Origin of the sequence: Mucilaginibacter sp. SMC90, assembly GCF_022811725.1 — a bacterium.
Taxonomy (GTDB): domain Bacteria; phylum Bacteroidota; class Bacteroidia; order Sphingobacteriales; family Sphingobacteriaceae; genus Mucilaginibacter.
In genome coordinates this window covers 2,472,669-2,493,463 of the sequence record NZ_CP094527.1, presented here as the reverse complement: position 1 = coordinate 2,493,463, position 20,795 = coordinate 2,472,669, and the positions used below count along the sequence as shown (strand labels likewise).

18 protein-coding genes are annotated in these 20,795 nt (G+C 42.9%); 3 read left to right on the top strand and 15 right to left on the bottom strand.

Translation table 11 applies throughout. From position 1 onward, the window contains the following. Position 1 precedes the first annotated feature (1 nt). Entirely contained in the window at positions 2 to 826 is an 825-nt protein-coding gene (locus tag MTO98_RS10740) for a sterol desaturase family protein (RefSeq protein ID WP_243486652.1), read from the top strand. 6 nt (positions 827 to 832) lie between these two features. On the opposite strand, the gene MTO98_RS10735 is transcribed toward MTO98_RS10740, so the two are convergent. From MTO98_RS10735 to MTO98_RS10725, 3 genes are all read right to left on the bottom strand, one after another. Continuing rightward, positions 833 to 1,543 carry a hypothetical protein gene (locus tag MTO98_RS10735; RefSeq protein WP_243486651.1) on the bottom strand — a complete coding sequence of 237 codons (711 nt, stop codon included), beginning with the start codon at positions 1,541 to 1,543 and terminating at the stop codon, positions 833 to 835. A 163-nt stretch (positions 1,544 to 1,706) separates the two neighbouring features. Beyond that, complete coding sequence (locus MTO98_RS10730) at positions 1,707 to 2,147, bottom strand: DUF695 domain-containing protein (protein ID WP_243486650.1); 441 nt, start codon at positions 2,145 to 2,147, stop codon at positions 1,707 to 1,709. Positions 2,148 to 2,398: 251 nt separating this feature from the next. Then, entirely contained in the window at positions 2,399 to 4,816 is a 2,418-nt protein-coding gene (locus MTO98_RS10725) for a glycoside hydrolase family 3 N-terminal domain-containing protein (protein WP_243486649.1), read from the bottom strand. A gap of 167 nt (positions 4,817 to 4,983) precedes the next feature. Here MTO98_RS10725 and MTO98_RS10720 point away from each other — a divergent pair, with 167 nt between their 5' ends. After that, entirely contained in the window at positions 4,984 to 5,373 is a 390-nt protein-coding gene (locus tag MTO98_RS10720) for a hypothetical protein (protein WP_243486648.1), read from the top strand. An 8-nt stretch (positions 5,374 to 5,381) separates the two neighbouring features. On the opposite strand, the gene MTO98_RS10715 is transcribed toward MTO98_RS10720, so the two are convergent. Then, a complete protein-coding gene (locus MTO98_RS10715) occupies positions 5,382 to 6,785 on the bottom strand; it encodes a hypothetical protein (RefSeq protein ID WP_243486647.1) in 1,404 nt (467 codons plus the stop codon). Between the two features lie 202 nt (positions 6,786 to 6,987). On the opposite strand from MTO98_RS10715, the gene MTO98_RS10710 reads away from it, so the two are divergent. After that, on the top strand, positions 6,988 to 8,004 hold the full coding sequence (locus MTO98_RS10710) for a kelch repeat-containing protein (protein WP_243486646.1): 1,017 nt from the start codon (positions 6,988 to 6,990) through the stop codon (positions 8,002 to 8,004). Positions 8,005 to 8,072: 68 nt separating this feature from the next. Here MTO98_RS10710 and MTO98_RS10705 read toward each other — a convergent pair whose 3' ends face one another. The 11 genes from MTO98_RS10705 to MTO98_RS10655 form a co-directional block, all read right to left on the bottom strand. Continuing rightward, positions 8,073 to 9,092, bottom strand: coding sequence for a hypothetical protein (locus MTO98_RS10705; protein WP_243486645.1), 1,020 nt, complete (start codon positions 9,090 to 9,092; stop codon positions 8,073 to 8,075). A 68-nt stretch (positions 9,093 to 9,160) separates the two neighbouring features. Continuing rightward, complete coding sequence (locus tag MTO98_RS10700) at positions 9,161 to 9,733, bottom strand: Crp/Fnr family transcriptional regulator (protein ID WP_243486644.1); 573 nt, start codon at positions 9,731 to 9,733, stop codon at positions 9,161 to 9,163. Positions 9,734 to 9,772: 39 nt separating this feature from the next. Next, positions 9,773 to 10,294: an O-acetyl-ADP-ribose deacetylase gene (locus tag MTO98_RS10695; protein WP_243486643.1), complete on the bottom strand. Its 522-nt coding sequence runs from the start codon at positions 10,292 to 10,294 to the stop codon at positions 9,773 to 9,775. A 48-nt stretch (positions 10,295 to 10,342) separates the two neighbouring features. Next, on the bottom strand, positions 10,343 to 11,071 hold the full coding sequence (locus MTO98_RS10690; RefSeq protein WP_243486642.1) for an esterase family protein: 729 nt from the start codon (positions 11,069 to 11,071) through the stop codon (positions 10,343 to 10,345). Positions 11,072 to 11,114: 43 nt separating this feature from the next. Then, positions 11,115 to 11,720 carry a GDSL-type esterase/lipase family protein gene (locus MTO98_RS10685; protein ID WP_243486641.1) on the bottom strand — a complete coding sequence of 202 codons (606 nt, stop codon included), beginning with the start codon at positions 11,718 to 11,720 and terminating at the stop codon, positions 11,115 to 11,117. Between the two features lie 105 nt (positions 11,721 to 11,825). Beyond that, positions 11,826 to 12,143, bottom strand: coding sequence for a hypothetical protein (locus MTO98_RS10680; protein ID WP_091210719.1), 318 nt, complete (start codon positions 12,141 to 12,143; stop codon positions 11,826 to 11,828). An 86-nt stretch (positions 12,144 to 12,229) separates the two neighbouring features. Beyond that, positions 12,230 to 13,591 (bottom strand): histidine-type phosphatase, encoded by a 1,362-nt coding sequence (locus tag MTO98_RS10675; RefSeq protein WP_243486640.1) that lies wholly within the window; start codon positions 13,589 to 13,591, stop codon positions 12,230 to 12,232. Positions 13,592 to 13,726: 135 nt separating this feature from the next. After that, complete coding sequence (locus tag MTO98_RS10670) at positions 13,727 to 15,121, bottom strand: hypothetical protein (protein WP_243486639.1); 1,395 nt, start codon at positions 15,119 to 15,121, stop codon at positions 13,727 to 13,729. A gap of 11 nt (positions 15,122 to 15,132) precedes the next feature. Next, positions 15,133 to 17,916, bottom strand: coding sequence for a TonB-dependent receptor (locus tag MTO98_RS10665; RefSeq protein ID WP_243486638.1), 2,784 nt, complete (start codon positions 17,914 to 17,916; stop codon positions 15,133 to 15,135). A gap of 202 nt (positions 17,917 to 18,118) precedes the next feature. Next, positions 18,119 to 20,437: an FdhF/YdeP family oxidoreductase gene (locus tag MTO98_RS10660; protein WP_243486637.1), complete on the bottom strand. Its 2,319-nt coding sequence runs from the start codon at positions 20,435 to 20,437 to the stop codon at positions 18,119 to 18,121. Beyond that, positions 20,434 to 20,790, bottom strand: a complete 357-nt coding sequence (locus tag MTO98_RS10655; protein ID WP_243486636.1) for a hypothetical protein — start codon at positions 20,788 to 20,790, stop codon at positions 20,434 to 20,436. The genes MTO98_RS10660 and MTO98_RS10655 overlap by 4 nt, the downstream gene beginning before the upstream one ends. Positions 20,791 to 20,795 lie beyond the last annotated feature (5 nt).

Sequence of the window (20,795 nt, the reverse complement as noted above, 5' to 3'; positions counted from 1 at the left end):
AATGACTATTACCCAATTTCTTGACAGGCATCAGGATGCTGTGCAAGTTGCTTTGTATGCTTTAATCATATGCTCATTGTGGCTAACGGAAGTTTGTTTTGCTTCTGGTATAATTTCGGTAAAAAAACGCTGGCAGCATAACAAAACCAACCTCCTGTTCATTTTTACAGCCCTCCCTATTCAACTTTTGCTTACAACCATTGTTTTAATAATACTGGAGTGGACTAACGCTCATCAATGGGGACTGATCAATTACATACCTGGTCATCATAATAAATGGGTTTACTATATAAGCCTTTTCATGCTGCTTGACCTTTGCGAATACATTTATCACGTGGTGATGCATAAGATAGACCCGCTTTGGAAATTTCACCTCGTGCATCACAGCGATCTTCATGTTGACGTTTCAACCACAGTACGCGAACATCCCGGAGAAACCTGCGTACGCACCTGTTGCTTAATGCTTTGGGTATTTATATGCGGCCCTGCAATCGGTGTTTTAGTATTGAGGCAAACTTTTCAATCATTGTTTAATATCCTTGCCCATACCGAATTCAGGCTGCCACAGCGCGTTAATAAAATTGTTGGTTTGGTTTTTATAACCCCTAACCTTCACCATGTACACCATCACTATCAATTACCACACACCGACCGCAATTATGGCGATGTACTAAGCATTTGGGACAGGCTTTTTGGCACCTTTGGAGAACTTGAACAGGAAAACACCCGTTTTGGCATTGATACCCATATGGATAAAAGCGTTAATGGCAGGTTTGTAAATATTCTGAAGATACCTTTTCAAAAGCTGGAGCGGCCAAAAAAGTAAAAGCACTTAGCATCCGGTTACAATATGCAGTCCCATAACTTTTAGCAAATTTCCGTTTGTGGCCGGTTTAGACAAATATAAAGTTGGCTGTTTTACATTATATTCGGGGGTGGTGTCAAGGATCAAATCAGGCACTTTATCACCGTCAATATCACCAACAAAAAGTATTTGCGTTTGGGCATCATCAAAACTGGGTGCAGAAGCAAGCATTTGATCAAACAGCTTTCCATTAATTACAGCTTTTATAAATAACCTGTAATTGGTTACCACATAATCTTTGGCTACAATGTCGTATTTGCGATTACCCGTGGCATACAAAGTGTAAGTAATATTATTGTTTGTGAACCGGGTAGATCGCCCTGGAAATAACTCAGTTACTTTAACATCAATCTGTTCAACCGGCCGGTTAGTTATACCCGTAATTCCGGAAAATAACAATAAGGTACTGTCCTTAACCGATTTCGTTATCTCTACACCCGTAGTCTGTCCTTCATTATCAAACAGATCGTCGTGTGCCTTCTTAATTACCAGGCTTGTACTTGCTACATAATATCCGCCGGCCGACTTAAACAAACCTTTCCAGTGATATTTACCCCAATCAAGAGCAACTTCTCCGCCATGAAACAAATCATATCCAGATAAGACCCTTGCCGGATACGAAACAGAATCAGAAGGATAATACGCCACCGAATCTTCAGTTGGTGCAGGCGGAGTCATACTATGGGGTTTCCGGGAAACAAAGCGCTCAGTCGAAGCAAGTGGTTTTTGCCTGCAACTAAAAAAAATGCATATAGCAGGCAAAAAAAAGAGGAAGTAAGGTTTGGTCGTGAAATGCATTGATATAAGTAAAAGTTTTTTTAAGATGGGCTACTCGCCTTGCCTACTCTCCATCCTCTCCAAAATCCTCGATCACGCCAAAATATTCTTCCCATTCCGGGTCGTCTATAACGGTTATGTTTATGGGGAGTTCATCAAATTCGGATAAGGCATCGTTTAACCTGTCGCCTGCTTCCTCAATATCTGTGGTATACCAGGCCCACCAGCGTTCATTTTCGCCGGTGAATACAAAGGCCAGTATGCTTTGATGATCATCTTCAAGCAGGTCCACCAATGCATCTTCTACCTGCTCCATCAACAGCATTTCATCTGCCGGGGGCAGCAGCGATGGATCAAACGTTTCATAACTCCAGGTTACGTCCATGCGCTGCAGGTATACACCGCTTTCAAAAAAGTTCAACAAATTAGGCCTGTAACGGACCAGCAACGGAATATCATCGTCGGATACGGCTTCTACCGATACCCAGGTATCGTCTAAGATCATAGGGATGTTTTTATAAGGTTTAGCAGAGATGTTTATATAAAAAAAGCAAAACAAGACAATTCGTAATTGTATCGTTTTTTCAGTGACAGGTTTTTATTTTCGATCAGCTTCTAAGTATAAAGATAGTCACACCTGACCAAATCTGGCATACTTATTCAAAAAAAATCATTTGTAAAAGTATCTCACCCTACTTAATAGACAACAGACTTACGAAGTTTTCAAAACTTCGTAAGTCATAAACACGGCCTCTTTTATTCTATCTCAAATTCCTTTTTCAATTTAATATCAACCGACGAACTTCCTATCATCACTTGAAACTTACCCGGCTCAACAGTCCAGTTCATGTTTTTATCCAGCAAGGCCAGATCATCGGGGTGCAGCGTAAATTGTACAGTCTTCTTTTCGCCGGGGTTTAAGGTAATACGGTTAAATCCGCGCAGGTCATATTCATAAGTAGTAACACTGCTTACCTCATCTTTAAGATAAAGCTGCACCACGTCGTCGCCTTTACGCTGGCCGGTATTGGCCACATCAACACTTACCTGTATAAGCCCCTGGGAGTTGCCTTTTTCGGGTGATACCTGTAGGTTACTATACTCAAATGTAGTGTAGCTTAACCCGTAACCATAAGGATATAAGGCTCCTTTTACACTGGTTTTGCCCCAGCTGTTTTGTCCGCCCTGCTCAGCTTGTGATGATGGCTTGAAAGGGAAGTTATATTCCAATTGCCCCGTTGTTTTAGGGAATGTGATAGGCAGCCTGCCACCAGGATTGTTATCGCCAAATAAAGTTTCGGCAATAACCTGTCCGCTTTGCACGCTCGGGAACCAGGCCTCCAATATGGCCGGTACATATTTGTTTTCCCAGTTGATGGTAAGCGGCTGCCCGTTGATCATTACCATTACCACCGGTTTGCCAGTTGCCTGCAAAGCCTGGATCAGTTTCAATTGCCTGCCCGGCAGGTTTAAACCCGTACGCGATAAGCTTTCGCCTACACGGTCAACATCCTCGCCTACTACAGCAATTACAATATCCGATTGTTTGGCCTGCGCCACTGCCGAATCAATGCCTGCCTGCTCCTGTGCGGTTAATGGTGTTTCGATGATCTCGCTCTCCGGCCAGGTGGCGTCAATCATATCGCAGCCTTTCACATAGCTAACTTTGGCATCGCCGCCAACATAATTTTTAACACCATCAAACACAGTAGTAACCGGGTTGTGCGACGGGCCGTACCTGCTGACAGCATAATTGGTTTCTTTAGCCAGCGGACCGGTTACCAGGATATTAGGATATTTCTTTTTATCCAGCGGCAACAGGTTATTCGCATTTTTAAGCAGCACCATAGATTCGCGGTTCATTTTCAGGCTCATTGCCTTATCTGCCTCAGTATGCACTATTTTATCAGCTGCTTTAGGATCTTTAACGTACGGACTGTCAAACAATCCCAGCCTGAATTTAACTTTCAATACTTCGCCAACGCGGGTATCAATGATCTTCATCGAAATGCGGTTTTCTTTGATCAACTCACGCAGAGGCATAATAAAAGTTTGCGGCATGGTAAAGTTGGTACGCACGTTAAGGCCAGCTTCAACGGCCTGCCTTACAGCTTCCTTATAATCGGCCGCAACATGGTGTTTGGAATACAGAAACTCAACAGCTTCGCTATCACTCACCACATAACCATCGAAGCCAAACTGCTGGCGTAAAAGCTGGGTTAAAAAGTAATAGCTGCCTGTTATCGGTACGCCATCCCAATCGTTATAGCTGCTCATTACCCCCATAGGATGAGCTTCCTGGATCACCCTTCGGAACGGATACAGGTACAACTGGTACATTTCCCGCGGCGCAACATGCGGATCGGTACGCGCGCTGCCATCACGGCCGCCTTTGGGCACGCTATACACTGCAAAGTGTTTAAGGGTTGATGCCACGCCGCCCTCCTGGATACCCAGTACCATTTGTTTGCCCATTTCGGCAATATGGAAAGGATCTTCGCCGTAACATTCAACCACACGGCCCCAGCGTTGGTCACGTGCCGGATCAAGTATCGGTGCATAAACATTGGTATAACCTAATGCCTTGGCCTCACGGCCAACCGTTTTACCGGCTTCGTAAACCAGCTCTTTATCAAAGGTACTGCCTATAGATATCGGAGCAGGCAGCGGCGTGGCCCGGTCATGGTTAAGGCCGTGGATACCTTCGTTGGTAAAATCGACAGGAATACCTAAACGGGTTTCCTCAACAAACCATTTCTGAATGGTATTAATGGCCGAAGCATGTTTGCTAAAGGGATATGAATACTGCGTAGGCGCATCATCTGTATGCGATGTAAGGTTATTCAGCTCTTCGTCGATGTTGGCGATACCATCTTTCCATACCTCGTTTTTCCAGTTTGGTACGGGCATTTCATCTTTAAGCACGCGCTTGTAGCCATAAAGAGTGGCCATCTGGCAGGTTTTCTCTTCAACAGTCATCTGGCTCACCAGGTCGGTCACACGTTTATCAATTGGCTGCGATGGATCTTCGAACACATCCATTTTGCCGTTCTTGTTAAAATCTATCCAGCCTTTGTGATAGATTTTTTTTTCCTGTGCCTGTGCAGAAAGACTAAAGCTAAGAGATAAAGCAGATGCCACAAACACCCGGGGCAGGTAGTATTTATTTCTCATGAGGGTTGTATTGGTGTTGGTTTTTTTCCAAATATATAGCTTTAGGCCTAACGTATATCGTTGTAAGAGTGTCCCAAACCGTATATTTTAACTACATCGTTTGAGTTGACAGAGTTTAACCTACCAGTTGCATTATTCAGAAACTTTCTGTTATTTTTAGGCTTTCAATGAGCTTAAAACAACCAATAACCCTAATTTCACAAGCGCTTATACAGGCAGGTACCTGTATACCTTTTTTGATAATTACACTCATTATTTACGGTATTGCCCGCGAAGGAAACGAGATAGAGGCAGCAATAATGTATGCTTTGTTTGCAATACCGGGCTATGTAATAGCTGTTTGCAGTTATCTGATATACAACCTTATCGAAACCAAAACAAAATCCAGCTGGAGCACGCTTAAATATGCAGCTCCATTATTTTTGCTGGCCATTGGCTTGTTGGTAATAGCCCGTTATAAAACAAGTGATCAGCAGGTGTTTTTTATCATTATTGTCACCATACTGCTCGTTGAGCCCGTTAAGATCATTTACCACCGGGTATTGAATACCTTATAAACCAGCTGTTACCGTGCATCTGCCCAATCAGCATCTGTAAACGAAGGATTTATTTTGTAATCGTTATAGGTAATACTACTTTTTTGCGTGCCTTCGCTTTGTAGTTCAGCAGCAGGCAATACAATGCCATCTACCGTTTTAAAACCGGTAAACGCCGATGCCTGTATTACCGAACCGGTTTTAGTGCCTTCACCAACCAGCTGGCTGTTACCGTTTAAAGCTGCAAAACTGGTTACACCATCAAAGTTATAGCTTACGATTACCATATTGTTTTTGCCCTGCTGCGCCTTAACGTTCTGAAGTTTATCAAGGTTTTCTTTCCGGAACAGCAATGGGCCGGAGCGAAACCCCTGTTTCAACTGCGCCAGGCGGGCGGCTGATAGTGGTTGCTTACTGCCGTTACGCCATTGCCAGCCATTATCCCCCTCCATTTGTTCTACCTGTAACAATTTGCCTCCCTTACGAAGCTCGGAGCGCACCCGGCGGGCTGTCAGATCAATTTTAAGGGTAATATCAATCCCCATCATTGTAGCGGATACCTGCATTGTTTTAATTGCGTCAAGCTTTGCCCCGCCATGCACTTCGGCAGCCTTGCGCAGTAGGCTTGCACCATCATTATTATTGCTTGCTCCTGTTGCGGAGCTTTCCGTAGTGGCAACAGCGGTATTGCCGCGAGCACCGGGTGCAGTTTTAGCTACAGATGAAGCACTTTTGGGCGCTTTATCTTTCATGAAATAAATGTTACCGTCTATGGCTGCCATGATCGGCTTTTCGCCGGGGCGGCAGAAAAAGCTGTGAGTTTCGGATTTACCGGTGCTGTAAGTTAAAGTAAGCGTACCGTCTTTAATGGTATAAGTACCCTCACCGCTGTCTTTATGGCTTCCGCCGCCACCAATGCCCTCACCCGATACCATTGTAGCCGAAGAACTGTTTTGACTGAAGTTACCTTTCCCATCAAAATAAAGTCCCTTTTCGCCAGCGGTACCAACAAATACCTGGCCGGTGTTCATGCCCCCTGCGCTACTTGCATGGGTAAATTCATAATACCCGGCGGGCACCCTATCAGCTGTGTTAAGTTTCAGTATATTGAAGCTGCCAGCATCAATATCGCCGTCTGCCTCAAATTTGTATTCCTGTTTAGAACCTTTAAGGTATTGCATTTTGAGTGTATTGCCCTGAACCTGGTAATGACCGGCAACGCGGGTTTTCCAGTCGGGCTTTTTAAGCAGATCATTGAACGTACCATCAGGCCTTAGCATGTACACCACGTCGTTACGTCCCATTCCCGCGCCCATGGTAACAGGCAAGGTTAATTCAATACCGGCATAAACGCCGCTTACATTTTTTGCTTGTGCCCCGGCATCAACGCCGGTTAAAATCATGATAAGAAAACAAAACAGAAAAGCTTTCATAGTATCAGCAGAAATAATTTAATACTCAGAGTTAAATTATCAACTCATACACAATAAAAATGTTTTTAGCTGGATAATAAGGTTTTGTTAAAAATGGATTAATGCTATATAATTTTCAGTGTAAATAATAAGCTACAATTAAACCCGGCACTTATTATCCGGTTTAACAATTTGTATATTCACTTAATAAAACCAAACCTCCATGAAATCAATAAAAACCTTTTGTATCCTTTTAGCTTTTACCGGGTTAAGTTATAACCCTGTATCGGCACAATCTCAGCAGGCGGTTGCACCAACAATTACTTTTCAAAATGCAGCTAACCTGCCATACCCGCTTACCTGGACCAGCAGTGTTACCGATGGTAACAACATTTACACCGTAGCAGGTTATAAAGGCGGTCGTGGCGGATATTCGTCGGATGTATTGAAATATAGCCCTGAAACTAATAGCTGGACCAAAATTGCCGATATGGGCGGCAACAAAGTTCAATCGGCAACTGCTTATGTTCCCGCTACCGGTAAAATATATGTTTTTGGAGGTATTGGCAGCGTTAGCGCCGATATACGCACCAGCCAGATATTTCAGGGTGTGCAAAGCGTTGACATTAAAACCGGCGAGGTAAAAAATCTCAACGTATTGAACCCGATGGCCAGCACCTATGGCTCTGCTGTTGAATGGGACAATAAGATCTATTTATTCGGCGGCAGCCGCGAAGGTAAACGCAGTATCAACTCGGTTTATGAGTTTGATCCTATAACGCTCAAATTTAAACAACTGGCCAGTATGCCCGAGTACCTGCAGGCTGCAGGAGCTGTAGTAAATGGTGTTATTTATACTTTTGGCGGTTATGATACTTTTCTTAAACACCAGGGTACTAGTATTTACGCCTATGACATCAAAACCAATACGTGGAAAACGGCTGGCAAACTGCCCGAATTTATGTCGGCTAATAGCGTAGCGGCAAGCGGCAATGTGATATTTGTTGCGGGCAGTTACGATGATGAAAACCTTTTAGGATACTTTGATACCGACAACTGCAAATTCATCAAACTGAAATCAAATATGGAGCCACGCCGGGCTGCGTCATCAGCAATAGTAAATAATATGCTGTTTGTTTTTGGCGGAAGTACCCGCTTTAAAGCCTTCAATACTTCGACCCTGGAAACAGTACAGACCACCAATATTACGCCTTTTCTTAAAAACTCTACAAGCAGGTAATATAATTAACCATAAACAAAGCAGCCGGTTAAAGTACTTTAACCGGCTGCTTTGTTTAAAGCGATACCCTATTTGAATTCCTTTCTGAAAAACCTCACAGCCAAACTATCCACCTGTAAATGAATAGCATGTCTGTTAACTGACGGATCATCACTAAAATATATAGGCGCTTCTTTTTTCACTGCGTCAATAGCTTCGCCAAGCATTACATAATGGCCTACCTTACCCGGCAATTCGGTATATTTTGATTTACTGATTAATTGATGATAATGCCGTGCGTTTGTCTTAACAGGGGCTATACTATCGCTTTGCGAACCTACTATGTATAAGGCACCTTTAATATCAGCTACTTGCTCCTTGCGGGTAAAACCGAAACCCAACGCGGGTGATATCGAAAAAAATGCTTTGATGCGGTTGTCATTTAACGGTGGCACATGCTTGGAACCGGCAATCAGCGTGCTATCATCCAATAATTTTACCAGGCCCGGAAACTCTGGAATGTCCAGCTCTTTGCGGCCTATAGTTTTATAATAATTGCGGGCCTGCTCAAAATCAAGTTTTGCGCCAGCAAGGGCAATCACGGTGTAGCCTCCAAATGAAAACCCCGTTGCCCCTATTTTTTGCTGATCGATAAGCGGCCCTATATCAGGATCATTCAATAATGAGGTAAGGGCGAAGCTGATATCTAACGGGCGCTCCCAAGGCTTAACAAATTCAAGCGGTATTTTATGGTCATAGGTATTGCCATAATGATCGACCGCGGCAACTATACAACCGCTGTTTGCAAGAGCCTGGGCAAGCCACTCTAAAGTTAACCGGCCCCCGCCGGTTCCGTGCGAGAGCAGGACAAGCGGCAGTTTACTTGCCGGAAGCTTACCATTGCGCACAGTTAACTGCCTTAAAAAGGGCGAGAAATGTTTATCAGCTGACTTTAAGGTATCTGCAGTTGGATACCAGATCTCGGTTATCACCGGGCGGTTAAGGCGGCTTTCGTCCTTGAAATTAAAGGTACGCTCGCCTAAATTTTGAGCCAGGGCAACACCATCGTATAGCAGTAATAGGATTGCAATAAATATTTGTTTGTGCATAACATTCAGCGTTTATATCACAAAACAAGGCATTTAGCACTTCAAAAAGATTGACAATAGTCAATAATTCACTTTTTTGATTTAAGGCGGCTCAGGGTTTCCTGCGAGATGCCAAGATAATCGGCAACTATTTTATTGGGCAGTCTTTTAATGATCTCGGGCTGGGTTTGCATCAGGATATTGTACCGGGCCTTTGAATCCATGGTGATAAGGCTTTCTATCCGCTGTATGGATGCAATATAATCAAGCTCAAGCCCTAAACGATACATGGTTTCAAACCCGGGAATTTCCTTCAGCAGCAAATCGCGATCAGCATAGCTCAACACCAATAACTCGGATGGTTCGGGGCTTTGGATAGATGCAATGGAGGGCTCTTTCAATATAAAACTCGGAAATGCTGTACCCATGCGCCCTTCAAATATCAGGAACCGGGTTGATTCGTTGCCATTGTCGTCGGTTAAGAAAACGCGAAGGCATCCTTTTACTACAAAATATAAATGCTTTGCAATACTCCCTTTTTCAACCAGGATCTCATTGCGTTTAGTTGAGCGGGACTTAAAACAGTTAGCTACCAGCTGTTCGTGTGGGGGCGATAGCACTAATTTATCTCCAATGTATTGTTTTAAGGCTGGATGCATCATTGCAATTTATACACTTAGTATGGTGTTGGCAAATCTGGCCTATTGCCGATCAAGCAAACCCTTGTATAAACTATAATTTTCGTTATCAAAACAAACAAATATCACCTTCTCAACTACTTTATCATCCGCCAAAAAAGCTCTTGCCGTTTTAACAGCAATAACAGCCGCTTTATCCTTGGGAAAATGATAAATGCCAGTACTGATATTTGGGAAGGCTACTGTATGCACATCGTTTTCGGCAGCAAGCTTCAAACTATTTAAATAAGCAGAATGCAATAGCTCCTCCTCTCCTGTTTTACCACTGTTATAAACAGGGCCAACTGTGTGAATCACGTATTTGGCAGGTAATTTGCCACCGGTAGTTATGACAGCCTGCCCGGTTTTGCAGCCACCCTGCCTGGCAACTATTTTACGGCAGTCTTCTAATATTTCCGGTCCGCCTGCGCGGTGTATAGCACCATCAACACCGCCGCCGCCCATGAGGGAGGTATTTGCAGCGTTTACAATAGCGTCGGCCTTAATTTTTGTGATGTCACCCTGTACCAGTTCAATCGTACCCATAACTTTTTAAATTATAGCTGATATAACAAACAGTAAAGTGTTTTGCTTTTAGAAATACAGCTGCACCATTTTGCGCCAGTAGCGGGCGCGGTGGGCTTCTTCATGCCAGATATACAAGCTATTTTGGATGCCTTTACCAGCCAATACGGTGCTCAGGTATTTATTATCTTCCAAAAACGCATCCTCTTCACCTACGGCCAGGATAATTTGAAGACGCTTGATCTGATCGATAATTTCGGGGCTGTGCAGGTTATTTAAAAATTGGTTAGGCATGTTAAAGTACACGTTTTCATCACGGTACCCATCTAACAGATCGCGAAAATTGCCCATAGCCTGGGTAATATCATAACGGCCGCTCATGCCTACTACTTTAACAAATACCGTGGGATGTTTAAACGCTATATTAACCGCATGATAAGCACCCATGCTGCAACCCGCCGATATAATTGAGCCATCGGCGTTAAGCGTTTTCATTAAGGGTACTACTTCCTGTAAAATATACTGCTCGTAATGCAGGTGCCTTTCCATACGGTGATAGGGATGGCTGTACTCATTATAAAAACTTTCGCGGTCGATACTGTCAACGCAATATACCTGCAGGTGGCCGGCTTCTATTTTGCTGCGTAAAGCTTCAATTACCCTCCAGTCTTCATAATCATAAAACCGGGCGGTACGAGTAGGGAAAAATAAAATAGAGGCACCGGCATGGCCAAAAACCAGCAATTCCATATTACGCTGAAGTGATGGACTAAACCACTTGTGGTACTCTCTTTTCATCTTTTAAACCGCTGAAAGATGACAAATGTGTGTAAACCCTATATTAAGCTAATTTGATACTTTGTGGCATTCGCTGTAAAACTGCATTTTTCCACAAAGTGTAACCGGCGCTGCTTAAATGCAAACCATCTTTATCATAATATTCGCGTATTGGTTTACCAGAAGCATCTATCATCTGATTAAATATATTGACAAATTGCCAGTTTTTATGGCGGTGAATTATTTCGTTTTCAATTAAGCTGTTTGTGTACCTGTATTTATCAACAATAGGCCAGCGTGCAAGGCTCGGTTTAAGCGATATATAATAGCAGGGGATATTGCCAAAAAGCCGCTCAACCTCAACGGTAAGCTGCTTAAAAAATATAAAAACCTCTTCAGGATTGCGGCCATCGCCAAGGTCGTTATCACCCGCATACACCACAATGGCTTCGGGGTTATAAGAATGAAGTATCCGCTCAAAAAACCAGACACAAGCGGCTAAAGTTGAACCTCCAAAACCAAGGTTAACAGGCTGCATATCATCAAAATCAGCATCAAGCGTATTCCATAAACGAATGGATGAGCTTCCATAAAAAATTACCCGTGGCACATAATTAAGCTTTGTTCGCTTAATTTCCAATTGCTTCACATCCTCTTCGTACCAGATCATATTCTTTTGTAGTAGGGCCGTATTAATTTAAGCGCTAAAGATAATACAATAGCCCTAACTTAATGTAACGATGGTAAAACAATGGTATTAAAATTGTAAAAATGATTATTCTTCGGCAGCTTCTTCACCTTTTGTTCCCAACTCAACAATATCGCCCTTTTTAAAAAGAATGGCCTGCAGGGTGGTACGCCATACCGGTTTTTTGCGCAGTAAAAATTCAAGGTCCATACCAAAATGCTTAAACTCCTCTTGCTGGGCATTTTGCATGATAGCTTTGGCCTGTTTATCTTTTTCAACCGAGATACGCTGCTCGTACCAGTTTATGGCTTCGGCTTCTTCAGTTAACGAAACTATCATCCGGGCAAAGGTGCGGGTTTCGTCCGACAGTTCATTTGCGGGTTCGTGATATTGATCAAATGACATAATACTCTTTTTTAAAGGAGATAAGTATTATGGGCGGCTTTTTGTTTTGCGTAAACCGGCATTTAAGCTATTTAATCAGCCCCCCATTAATCTTTAAGCCCTTTAAGCAAACCCTGCATATCATCTTGCAAACCAACACCGTGCTTTTTTAATTTTTTTATATAAAATGATCTTAAAACAGTATAATCATAATATGGTGATAATGATGGCAACCCGGTTATTTTTACTTCGTTTTCATTAAGGAGGATTTTAACCAGGTATTTCGATGATCCTTTTTTTCGATAAAAAATCCATTGGATATTTGAACTTAAGGGAATAACAGCCGATGGGCTCCATACCTTATCATATTCATTGATGTCTTTTACAACTTTATCCGCTCCTGAAATCCCCAAAAGGGCAGCAAACGGCGATATGGTTTCGGCATGCGCAAAACGAAACTGAGCATTGTACTTACCTGTTTTGATAAACTGATCGGCTGTATTGATAAAGTTGGCCAGTAAAGGCGCGGCTATAATCACCGGCAAACCATCAGGCTTTAATCCCGGGCCCTTTACCATGTAGTCTTCGGCCGCATCAACCCGTGCAAGGCTTTTAAGCTGTGCGCAGGTAAATAACGATTCAAAATCGAGGTTGATGGGTTTCAGGCCAAGTTGTTTTATCTCCTCTTGTAATGAAAAAACAATTGTGGTAAACCCAAATACGTCGTTAACTATTTTTTCAACATCAGCCTTGCCCAATGTTTTAAAAAAAGCAGGGGTAAAAAACTGGCTTAGCAAATCATTTTCAATCAGATCCAGCTTTTCGGCTTTGGCAATTTTGGCTTTATATACCTTCCAATCACCACTTTCTTCATACCGGGTATAAGCCGGCGACTCGTCATAAAAACGCAGGTTTACATCATCATTATAGGTAGTGACCATTGCAGAATCCTTAAGCTTTCCTTTCAGCCCGGATAAAAAAGCATCAGCACTTTGCGTTGTCCTGATCTCTTTGGTATAGGCAACATTAAACCTGGGTTTCGGCGTATTAAATACATTACTGTAGCTGTTATACATCCTTTCACCTATCCCCCGCAACTCGCTACGCCCTTCGGCAGATATGGATTTAGTGTTCCCCTTTTCTACCTTTTGCAAAAGCATGATCATCTGCCACAATTGCTTTCCCTTGGCCGTTAAAACGCCGGCACTATCAGCTTTTTGCAGTAAGTTGTAAGTATAAGCAGTTTTAACATCCTTGGTTAAATGCCTTGCAGCATGCCTGCCAACGTGATTAATAAAAACAGGTTTATATCCTGCCGGGGCAGGTGTATACCGCGCCAAAGGTGCTTTATAAAGCGTTTTGCTTCCTAAAAAATCATTATCACATTTCTGTGCCGATGCAGTGAAGTACAATCCGCATAAAAGCAGTAGGCATAATAATTTTTTAAGATCATTTACAGATGCACACATATTTATTAGTTGATGAATAACAGCCGGGAACTGGCTGGGTTCAAATTTAAAAATGATTATGCTTAAAACACTAATAGTTCATGATACCTGAAAAACCATGCATCATGAACTATTGGTTATAAACTAAGTGATAAATTAATGTTGGTTACCGGTACCGTCATTTTGATAAGCACCGATATCTTTACCCGGAGGGGTAATAGTAGTGCCCAAAGTACCGGTAACAGTTACTGCATTTATGGGTGTTAAATCAACCTTACCTTTATTTAATGCAGGTGAAACTGACGCCTGCAGCCTGAAATTTGATGTACCGATCGTAACCAGGTCGGCAGTTTGAAGGCTAACGTTCATCGGGCCCGGATTGGCAACAAAATCAAACTTGGTTAAATCGTAACCATAAAACTTAGGGTCGTTATCTTTTATAGTTGTTGAATGTGTATCAGCCGACTGAAATTTTGCTACACCATCGGCTACTAAAAATTGCCCTATAATTTTATCTGACGAGCCATAGTAGTACTGGTTGTTATAGGTAATATTGGCCAGGTCGGCGTCGCTGGTTAAACGCAGCCCGAAACGGCAATTGGCAATGAGATTATTATAAACCCATCCCCTTGCACCTTTTTCATAGTCAATTGAACCGCCACGACCAGATTTGGTTTGCCTGAAGCCGCAATTAACCATGGTATTGTTATACATACTCACATCACATTGCACGCCCGAACTACCCGAATCGGATGCTTTTAAGGCATTGGTAGCAGCTCCGATAAGCATATTGTACCCTATATCACCTACGGTGCCGCTTTTCATGTTGAAAAACTCGCCGCCTGCCTGACCGCAAAGCTCGAAGGTGTTGCGCATAACGCTGATTTTACCGCCCGAGATACGGATAGCATCATCCTTGCTGCCAAACACCCATGAATCTTCCAAAATGAAGTTCTTTTTGATATTACCGTAATAGATAATATATCGCGGATCGCCCTGTGCGTAAATTGCCGGATCGTTGTTTGGCCCTGAAGGACCGCCCGCAAACTCAAGATGTGTCCATTTAATGATCATATCACCACCTGTTGGCGTTGGGTTTGAAGCCGTTACCGGCCCCGGCGAGCATACAATACCACCCCACCATCCCTGAAAAATATTAGTATAGTTTTGGGCACTGGCTTCAGTATGCAACGTGGCAGCATTGGCAACAGTTATATAGTTTGGATTATCTTTAGTACCAAGGCTAATGAATGTACCGTGCATGATAATTTCAGGAGCCGTTTGATAGGTTTTGCCATCACCTATGGCTATAAGTTTTACACCGGCCTGCATGCTCAAAGTGTCACCTTCGTTAACGGTGATATCACTTTTAAAATAATAAGTTTTACCGGCAAGCATGGTACCTTTAACAGTTCCGGAAAGGGTATCAGATGTAATACCGTTACTTACCTGCACAACAGGTTGTGAAATATTTGCAAGTTCGCTTTTATGACAGGCACTCAGCATTATAGTTACTGATGCAGCCGCCAATATTGTTTTTAATATCTTCATTTTGGGGATGATTATAATTTATACCTTAAACCAATAATGTAGTACTGCCTGTATGAATCCTGGCGCACAAAAGTATTTTCGCCGGGTTTTTGATATTCAACCACCTGGCCATCTGTTGGGTAAGGGCGTTTAATTTCAAGCTTAAACGGTGTGTTAAGCAGGTTGGTAGCTTTGGCGTAACCATATATGTTTTTGAAAAGGCGTTTCTCTGTCGAGAAATCAAGTGTGGTGAACCCCTTTTGCCAAACATCATTATTAAGAAAAGGTGATACGGTATAGATGCGTGAACCGGTATATACCATTGACAACTGGGCATTAAAACCAATTTTGGGCTCAAAATACAATACCGAAACATTAGCTATGTTTTTTGACTGATTTTGCAGCGGACGGGTTTGTTTTACAGTGCGGTGCGTTAAGAAGCCGTTATCATCCCTATAGTCTTCCTGCTTATCAGTAGTGATATTTGAATTGGTATAAGTGTAGTTACCGCGGAAACCGATATGTTTGAAATACTTGGCTATATCAAGTTCAAAGCCGTAGTTATGAGCCGTACCAAAGTTTTCTGGCTTATAAACAAAATCGGTACCTGATGGCTCAATGGCATATTCAATTGGATTTTTAATATCCTTATAAAACGCGCCAACCAATAATTGGTCAAGGCCTTTGGCGTAAAACTCATAACGCAGGTCAAAGTTTTCTGAAGTAATGCGTTTCAGGTAAGGGTTACCCTCCTCTTTATAATCAGCATCAGGATCGCCGGTAGTATGCGGAACAAGCTCATAAAAATTTGGACGGCTTATAGCTGAATAATATGACAAACGCAGGTCCTGCTGATCGTTAAACTGGTACTTGAAGTTTAAGCTTGGTAACAGGTCATAATATTTAATTGAGCCATCGGTACCGGCAACGGTATTTGGCGCACCTGTTTGCCATGATTGATCGGTATGCTCATATCTTAAACCACCAATGGTTTGCAATTTACCGGCTGTAAATTTAAACTGACCGTAACCCGCTCCAATTTTTTCAGTAAAATCATAATTAAGCGCATCGCTTGAGGTACCCTGGGTGTTAAATACTTCGAAACTATTATGATCAATATCACCATCAAAGGTTTGCGCGGTATTGCTGCTGGCGGGCCTCAGGTCATATTCGTCGTAAATGCTGTGCCTTGTTTTGTCGCGGTACATACCACCGGCAGAAAACTCAACTTTGGTTGAAAATAAAGTTGGTGAGTAAATGAAGTTCAGGAAACCTGTTTTATCCTGATCGGAGTTTTTAGCAAAAGTGCGGGTTTGGGCCGATAGCGCATCAAAAGTAAAAGGGGCCTGTACAATTGAACCATCAGGCTGAATGTTACGGCCTGTGTTCAGGTTCAAATCGGCACGATCCGGTTCGTTAGCGGTAGCCTTCGAGAATAAAGCTGTCCAGTTCACGGTAAACTGATCACTTATGATGTGATCGCCATGCAGGTTAGCGTTGTAGATCTTTTGTACAGTTCTGTCGCTCCGATAATCCTGGCTTACACGGCCGGTGCCTACGCCTGCCCTGCCTAACTGTAAGCTGGTATCAGAACTAAAGCGATAAGTATTTTGAGTAAGGTTGATGAAATCCGCATCGAGGGTTAGTTTATTCCTTGAGTTAAACTTATAATCAAACTTACTGATCAAACCTGTACGTTGCTGCTGTATATTATAAGTACGGCTTTGTACACTGGTTACGTTTGGCTGATTGGTAGCCAGGTCAACCTCGGTTTCAAAGAAAGTACCGTTTGTTTGCCTGTAAGTATTTTGATAACTACCGGTAACAATAGCACCGAATTTTTTATCACGGCTCCGTCCGCCTACACTTAAACCAAGAATAGAAGCCAACGGAACTTTCTTTTCGCTGTAATGAAAAGGGTTATTAGGAAAGTCGGCCATGTTAGCAGTGTAATTGCTTCCGTTTGAAACACGCGGCGAGTTATTAAGACTGGCGCTATGATCAAATTGAGTAAAACCTTTGTCAAAGAAATTGGCAGCTAAGCCGGTACCCACGTTTGCACGGATCATAAAATCGTCAGGGGCATCTTTTAAAACAAGGTTAATAGCACCACCTATCGCATCACCTTCCATATTGGCGGTCAATGATTTTGAAACCTCCAGCCTGTCAACTATATCGGCAGGGAAAATATCAAGGGGCACATACCTGTTCTTGTTATCAGGGCTCGGGATTTTTACGCCATTAACAAGTGTATAAATATAGCGCTGATCCATACCGCGGATGATAGCATACTGCGCTTCACCGTTATTGCTCCGCTCAACAGACACACCCGATACACGCTGCGTAACGTTAGCGATGGTGATATCCGGAGAGATTTCGATTGTACGGGCAGAGACCGCATTGATGAGCTGTGGCGAGCGGCGCTCGGCAGATTGAGCAGCTTTGTTTGAAGTGCGGTCGGCATGGCCGGAAACCACTACTTCGTTAAGTTCCTTTTGTTTAGCAGCAAGAGACAGACTAATTGTAGTTGTGGCACCGTCGTTGATCTGGGCTGTTGTTTCAGCGCTTTCAAAGGCAATGTATTTAGCTTCTACACTGTAAGTACCGCCAGGTATATTTTTAAACGAAAAACTACCATTAAGGCCTACACCGGCCGATAAAGTAAAGCCGGTTTTTGTGTTCTTAATTTTCACAGAGGCGCCGATTAGCGGTTCGCCGTTTTTTTTATCGGTAACAGTACCCTTTAAAATACCGCCAGCATAAGTGAAGCTGTTGAATATGAGGGTAAGAACGAGCAATGGTAAGAGTTTCTTCATTTGCTATAGGGGTTAAAATCCCTGCAAAGAAACCTTATGCATATATGCTATAAGTTAAACGTATGTTAACTTAAAATGAACGAAGCGCAGTTTTATTAATTTTAATGTAACAAATTCAGGATAATTCATTTTCCTCTATAAAAACTCACAGTAAATGGCCTTTATACCGGAAATCCGCTCCTGGCCATTACAGCAATTTCAACTAAAATGAAACGTGTTTTTTGATTTTAATGTTAACCAGTTTTGATGTTGGCGTGTTACTTTGTTCGGCAACGCTATTGATCGGAACCAATACATTGGCCTCGGGGTAATAGGTAGCCGTATTTCCTTCAGGAATGTTATAAGGTACCACTACAAACAACCTTGCTGCCCGTTCCACACCATCATCATAATTAAACAGATCAACCTTCTCCTCGGCTTTAAAGCCTGCTTTTTTCATGTCGTTTTCGTTCATCAGCACCACACGGCGCTCATTATGGATACCCCGGTAACGATCATTAAGGCCATATATAGTAGTATTAAACTGATCATGACTGCGGATGGTGGTCATATGGTATTCGCCGGCCGCCAGTTCATGCTTCGGTAAGGGAGCGATATTGAAGGGCACAACGCTACCGTTCTTTTCGGTAATAAACTTCCCGTCGCGGGCGGCGTTAGGGAGGTAAAAACCACCGGGCAAACGCACCTTTTGATTATAATCTTCAAAGCCGGGAATAACTTTAGCTATCACATCGCGCACGGCATCGTAGCTTTGGGCGTATTTATCCCAATCAATAACCGAACGCGCCCCTAACGTAGCTTTGGCAACATTACAAACAATTTGGTTTTCGTTCATCAAATGGTCAGACACCGGCGTTAGCATCCCTTTTGACATTTGGATAACCCCCATAGAGTTTTCGCAGCTTATAAACTGATCTTCACCGTTTACAATATCTTTATCACTTCGTGATAACGTGGGCAGGATCAAAGCCTCCTCACCATGCACCAAATGGCTGCGGTTTAATTTAGTTGATACATGTACCGATAGTTTAAGTTTGCGCAATGCCTGTGCAGTAAATAAAGTATCGGGCGTTGCTGAAAGAAAATTGCCTCCCATGGCAAAAAACACTTTGAGCTTGCCTTCATCCATCGCTTTTATAGATTCAACAACATCATACCCGTGACCGCGCGGTGGCTCAAAGCCGAAAACCTCCTTCAGTTTATCCAGTTGTTGGGGCTTCGGTTTATCCCATATGATCATGGTACGGTTACCCTGCACATTGCTATGGCCACGCACCGGACACAAACCAGCGCCAGGCTTGCCAATGGCGCCCTTAAGCATAGCCAGGTTTACAATTTCCTTAACCGTTGCCACTCCATTTTTATGCTGGGTGATACCCATAGCCCAGCAAATGATAATGCGGCTTTTGTTTTTGATCAGCGCTACAGCCTGTTCAATTTCGTTTACTGTTAAACCGGCTGCTTTAGCCAGGTCATTAACCTCGTATTGTTTGAGGCTTTCTAAAAAAGCAACATAGCCGGTGGTATTCTTTTTGATAAATTCATGATCGAAAACGCTGCCGGGATTTTCAAGCTCTGCTTTATAAAGCAATTTTTCCATGGCCTTAAGCAGGGCCATATCGCCGTTTATTTTTACCTGTAAGTACAAATCAGCCAGCTGTGTTTTAATCCCCAAAATACCCTTTACTTTTTGAGGGTTTTTAAAACCCATTAATCCGGCCTCATGCAGCGGATTTACGGCGATGATCTTAGATCCTTTTTCTTTTGCCTTTTCAAGGGCGCTAAGCATACGCGGATGATTGGTACCAGGGTTTTGCCCCATGATAATGATCACATCTGTATCGTAAAAATCGTTAAGCATAACCGTCCCCTTGCCTATACCAATAGCATCTGCCAGGCCAACACTGGTACTTTCATGACACATGTTGGAGCAATCGGGCATGTTATTGGTGCCAAACTCGCGCACAAATAACTGGTAGATAAATGAAGCCTCATTGCTGGTACGCCCCGATGTATAAAAAGTGGCTTCATCCGGTGATGCCAAAGCGTTTAACTCATCGCCTATTTTTTTAAAAGCGAAGTCCCAGCTAACCGGAGTATAATGTGTGGCACCTTTGGCAAGATAAACCGGCTGGGCTATACGTCCCTTTTTCCCTATTTCATAATCATTTAGTTTAGCAAGTTCAGCTACTGAGTTTTCGGCAAAAAACTCTCCGGTGAGTTTTTTTGTAGTAGCCTCTTCTGCAAGGGCTTTTGCACCGTTCTCACAATACTCTGCTATCGGGGAACGATCGTCGTCTGGATCGGGCCAGGCACAGCCAGAACAATCAAAACCACCTTTTTTGTTCATTTTGAACAAGCCTTCCATCCCCCTCACCAGGCCGGTTTCTTTGAGTATATCAACCATGGCAACTGTTACGGCAGGAATGCCCGCCGCCCAGTCTTTTGGTTCAGTTATTTTCAGGTCGAGCAGTTCTTCGGGATTCTCAGCTGCCGGTTCCTGTTCTGGCTCCTTGCTCATATCTTTTTAACGGCTAAAGGATTAGGGTAATTATCACTTTGATCTTCGGCCACTTCATCCAAACAGGTAAAGTCCTTTTCAACCAATAAATATAGATTGCCATGCTTGCCTTCATAACCTACCTTGTCTTCATCGGCAAAGCCGGCTATCATTGTCTTGGGTGCATACAACGTTATGGCATCCTCTTTATAAGTTGCAGAAAGCTGCTCATCATCCACCAGTTTCAAAGCATAAATAAGCTGCTGGCTCCCAAAATCAACCGTTTCCTGTACATAACCTTCTTCGGCAAGTTTTGCCACGTCGGTTTTAGTGAGTCTGTACCTCAACGAATTACCTTTTATCCTTATTTTCATTAGTA

What these genes read in the sequence shown, in the direction of transcription:
- MTO98_RS10740 (WP_243486652.1), top strand. Translation starts at nt 2, where the DNA reads ATGACTATTACCCAATTTCTTGACAGGCATCAGGATGCTGTGCAAGTT.
- MTO98_RS10735 (WP_243486651.1), bottom strand. Translation starts at nt 1,543, where the DNA reads ATGACTCCGCCTGCACCAACTGAAGATTCGGTGGCGTATTATCCTTCT.
- MTO98_RS10730 (WP_243486650.1), bottom strand. Translation starts at nt 2,147, where the DNA reads ATGATCTTAGACGATACCTGGGTATCGGTAGAAGCCGTATCCGACGAT.
- MTO98_RS10725 (WP_243486649.1), bottom strand. Translation starts at nt 4,816, where the DNA reads ATGAGAAATAAATACTACCTGCCCCGGGTGTTTGTGGCATCTGCTTTA.
- MTO98_RS10720 (WP_243486648.1), top strand. Translation starts at nt 4,984, where the DNA reads ATGAGCTTAAAACAACCAATAACCCTAATTTCACAAGCGCTTATACAG.
- MTO98_RS10715 (WP_243486647.1), bottom strand. Translation starts at nt 6,785, where the DNA reads ATGAAAGCTTTTCTGTTTTGTTTTCTTATCATGATTTTAACCGGCGTT.
- MTO98_RS10710 (WP_243486646.1), top strand. Translation starts at nt 6,988, where the DNA reads ATGAAATCAATAAAAACCTTTTGTATCCTTTTAGCTTTTACCGGGTTA.
- MTO98_RS10705 (WP_243486645.1), bottom strand. Translation starts at nt 9,092, where the DNA reads ATGCACAAACAAATATTTATTGCAATCCTATTACTGCTATACGATGGT.
- MTO98_RS10700 (WP_243486644.1), bottom strand. Translation starts at nt 9,733, where the DNA reads ATGATGCATCCAGCCTTAAAACAATACATTGGAGATAAATTAGTGCTA.
- MTO98_RS10695 (WP_243486643.1), bottom strand. Translation starts at nt 10,294, where the DNA reads ATGGGTACGATTGAACTGGTACAGGGTGACATCACAAAAATTAAGGCC.
- MTO98_RS10690 (WP_243486642.1), bottom strand. Translation starts at nt 11,071, where the DNA reads ATGAAAAGAGAGTACCACAAGTGGTTTAGTCCATCACTTCAGCGTAAT.
- MTO98_RS10685 (WP_243486641.1), bottom strand. Translation starts at nt 11,720, where the DNA reads ATGATCTGGTACGAAGAGGATGTGAAGCAATTGGAAATTAAGCGAACA.
- MTO98_RS10680 (WP_091210719.1), bottom strand. Translation starts at nt 12,143, where the DNA reads ATGTCATTTGATCAATATCACGAACCCGCAAATGAACTGTCGGACGAA.
- MTO98_RS10675 (WP_243486640.1), bottom strand. Translation starts at nt 13,591, where the DNA reads ATGTGTGCATCTGTAAATGATCTTAAAAAATTATTATGCCTACTGCTT.
- MTO98_RS10670 (WP_243486639.1), bottom strand. Translation starts at nt 15,121, where the DNA reads ATGAAGATATTAAAAACAATATTGGCGGCTGCATCAGTAACTATAATG.
- MTO98_RS10665 (WP_243486638.1), bottom strand. Translation starts at nt 17,916, where the DNA reads ATGAAGAAACTCTTACCATTGCTCGTTCTTACCCTCATATTCAACAGC.
- MTO98_RS10660 (WP_243486637.1), bottom strand. Translation starts at nt 20,437, where the DNA reads ATGAGCAAGGAGCCAGAACAGGAACCGGCAGCTGAGAATCCCGAAGAA.
- MTO98_RS10655 (WP_243486636.1), bottom strand. Translation starts at nt 20,790, where the DNA reads ATGAAAATAAGGATAAAAGGTAATTCGTTGAGGTACAGACTCACTAAA.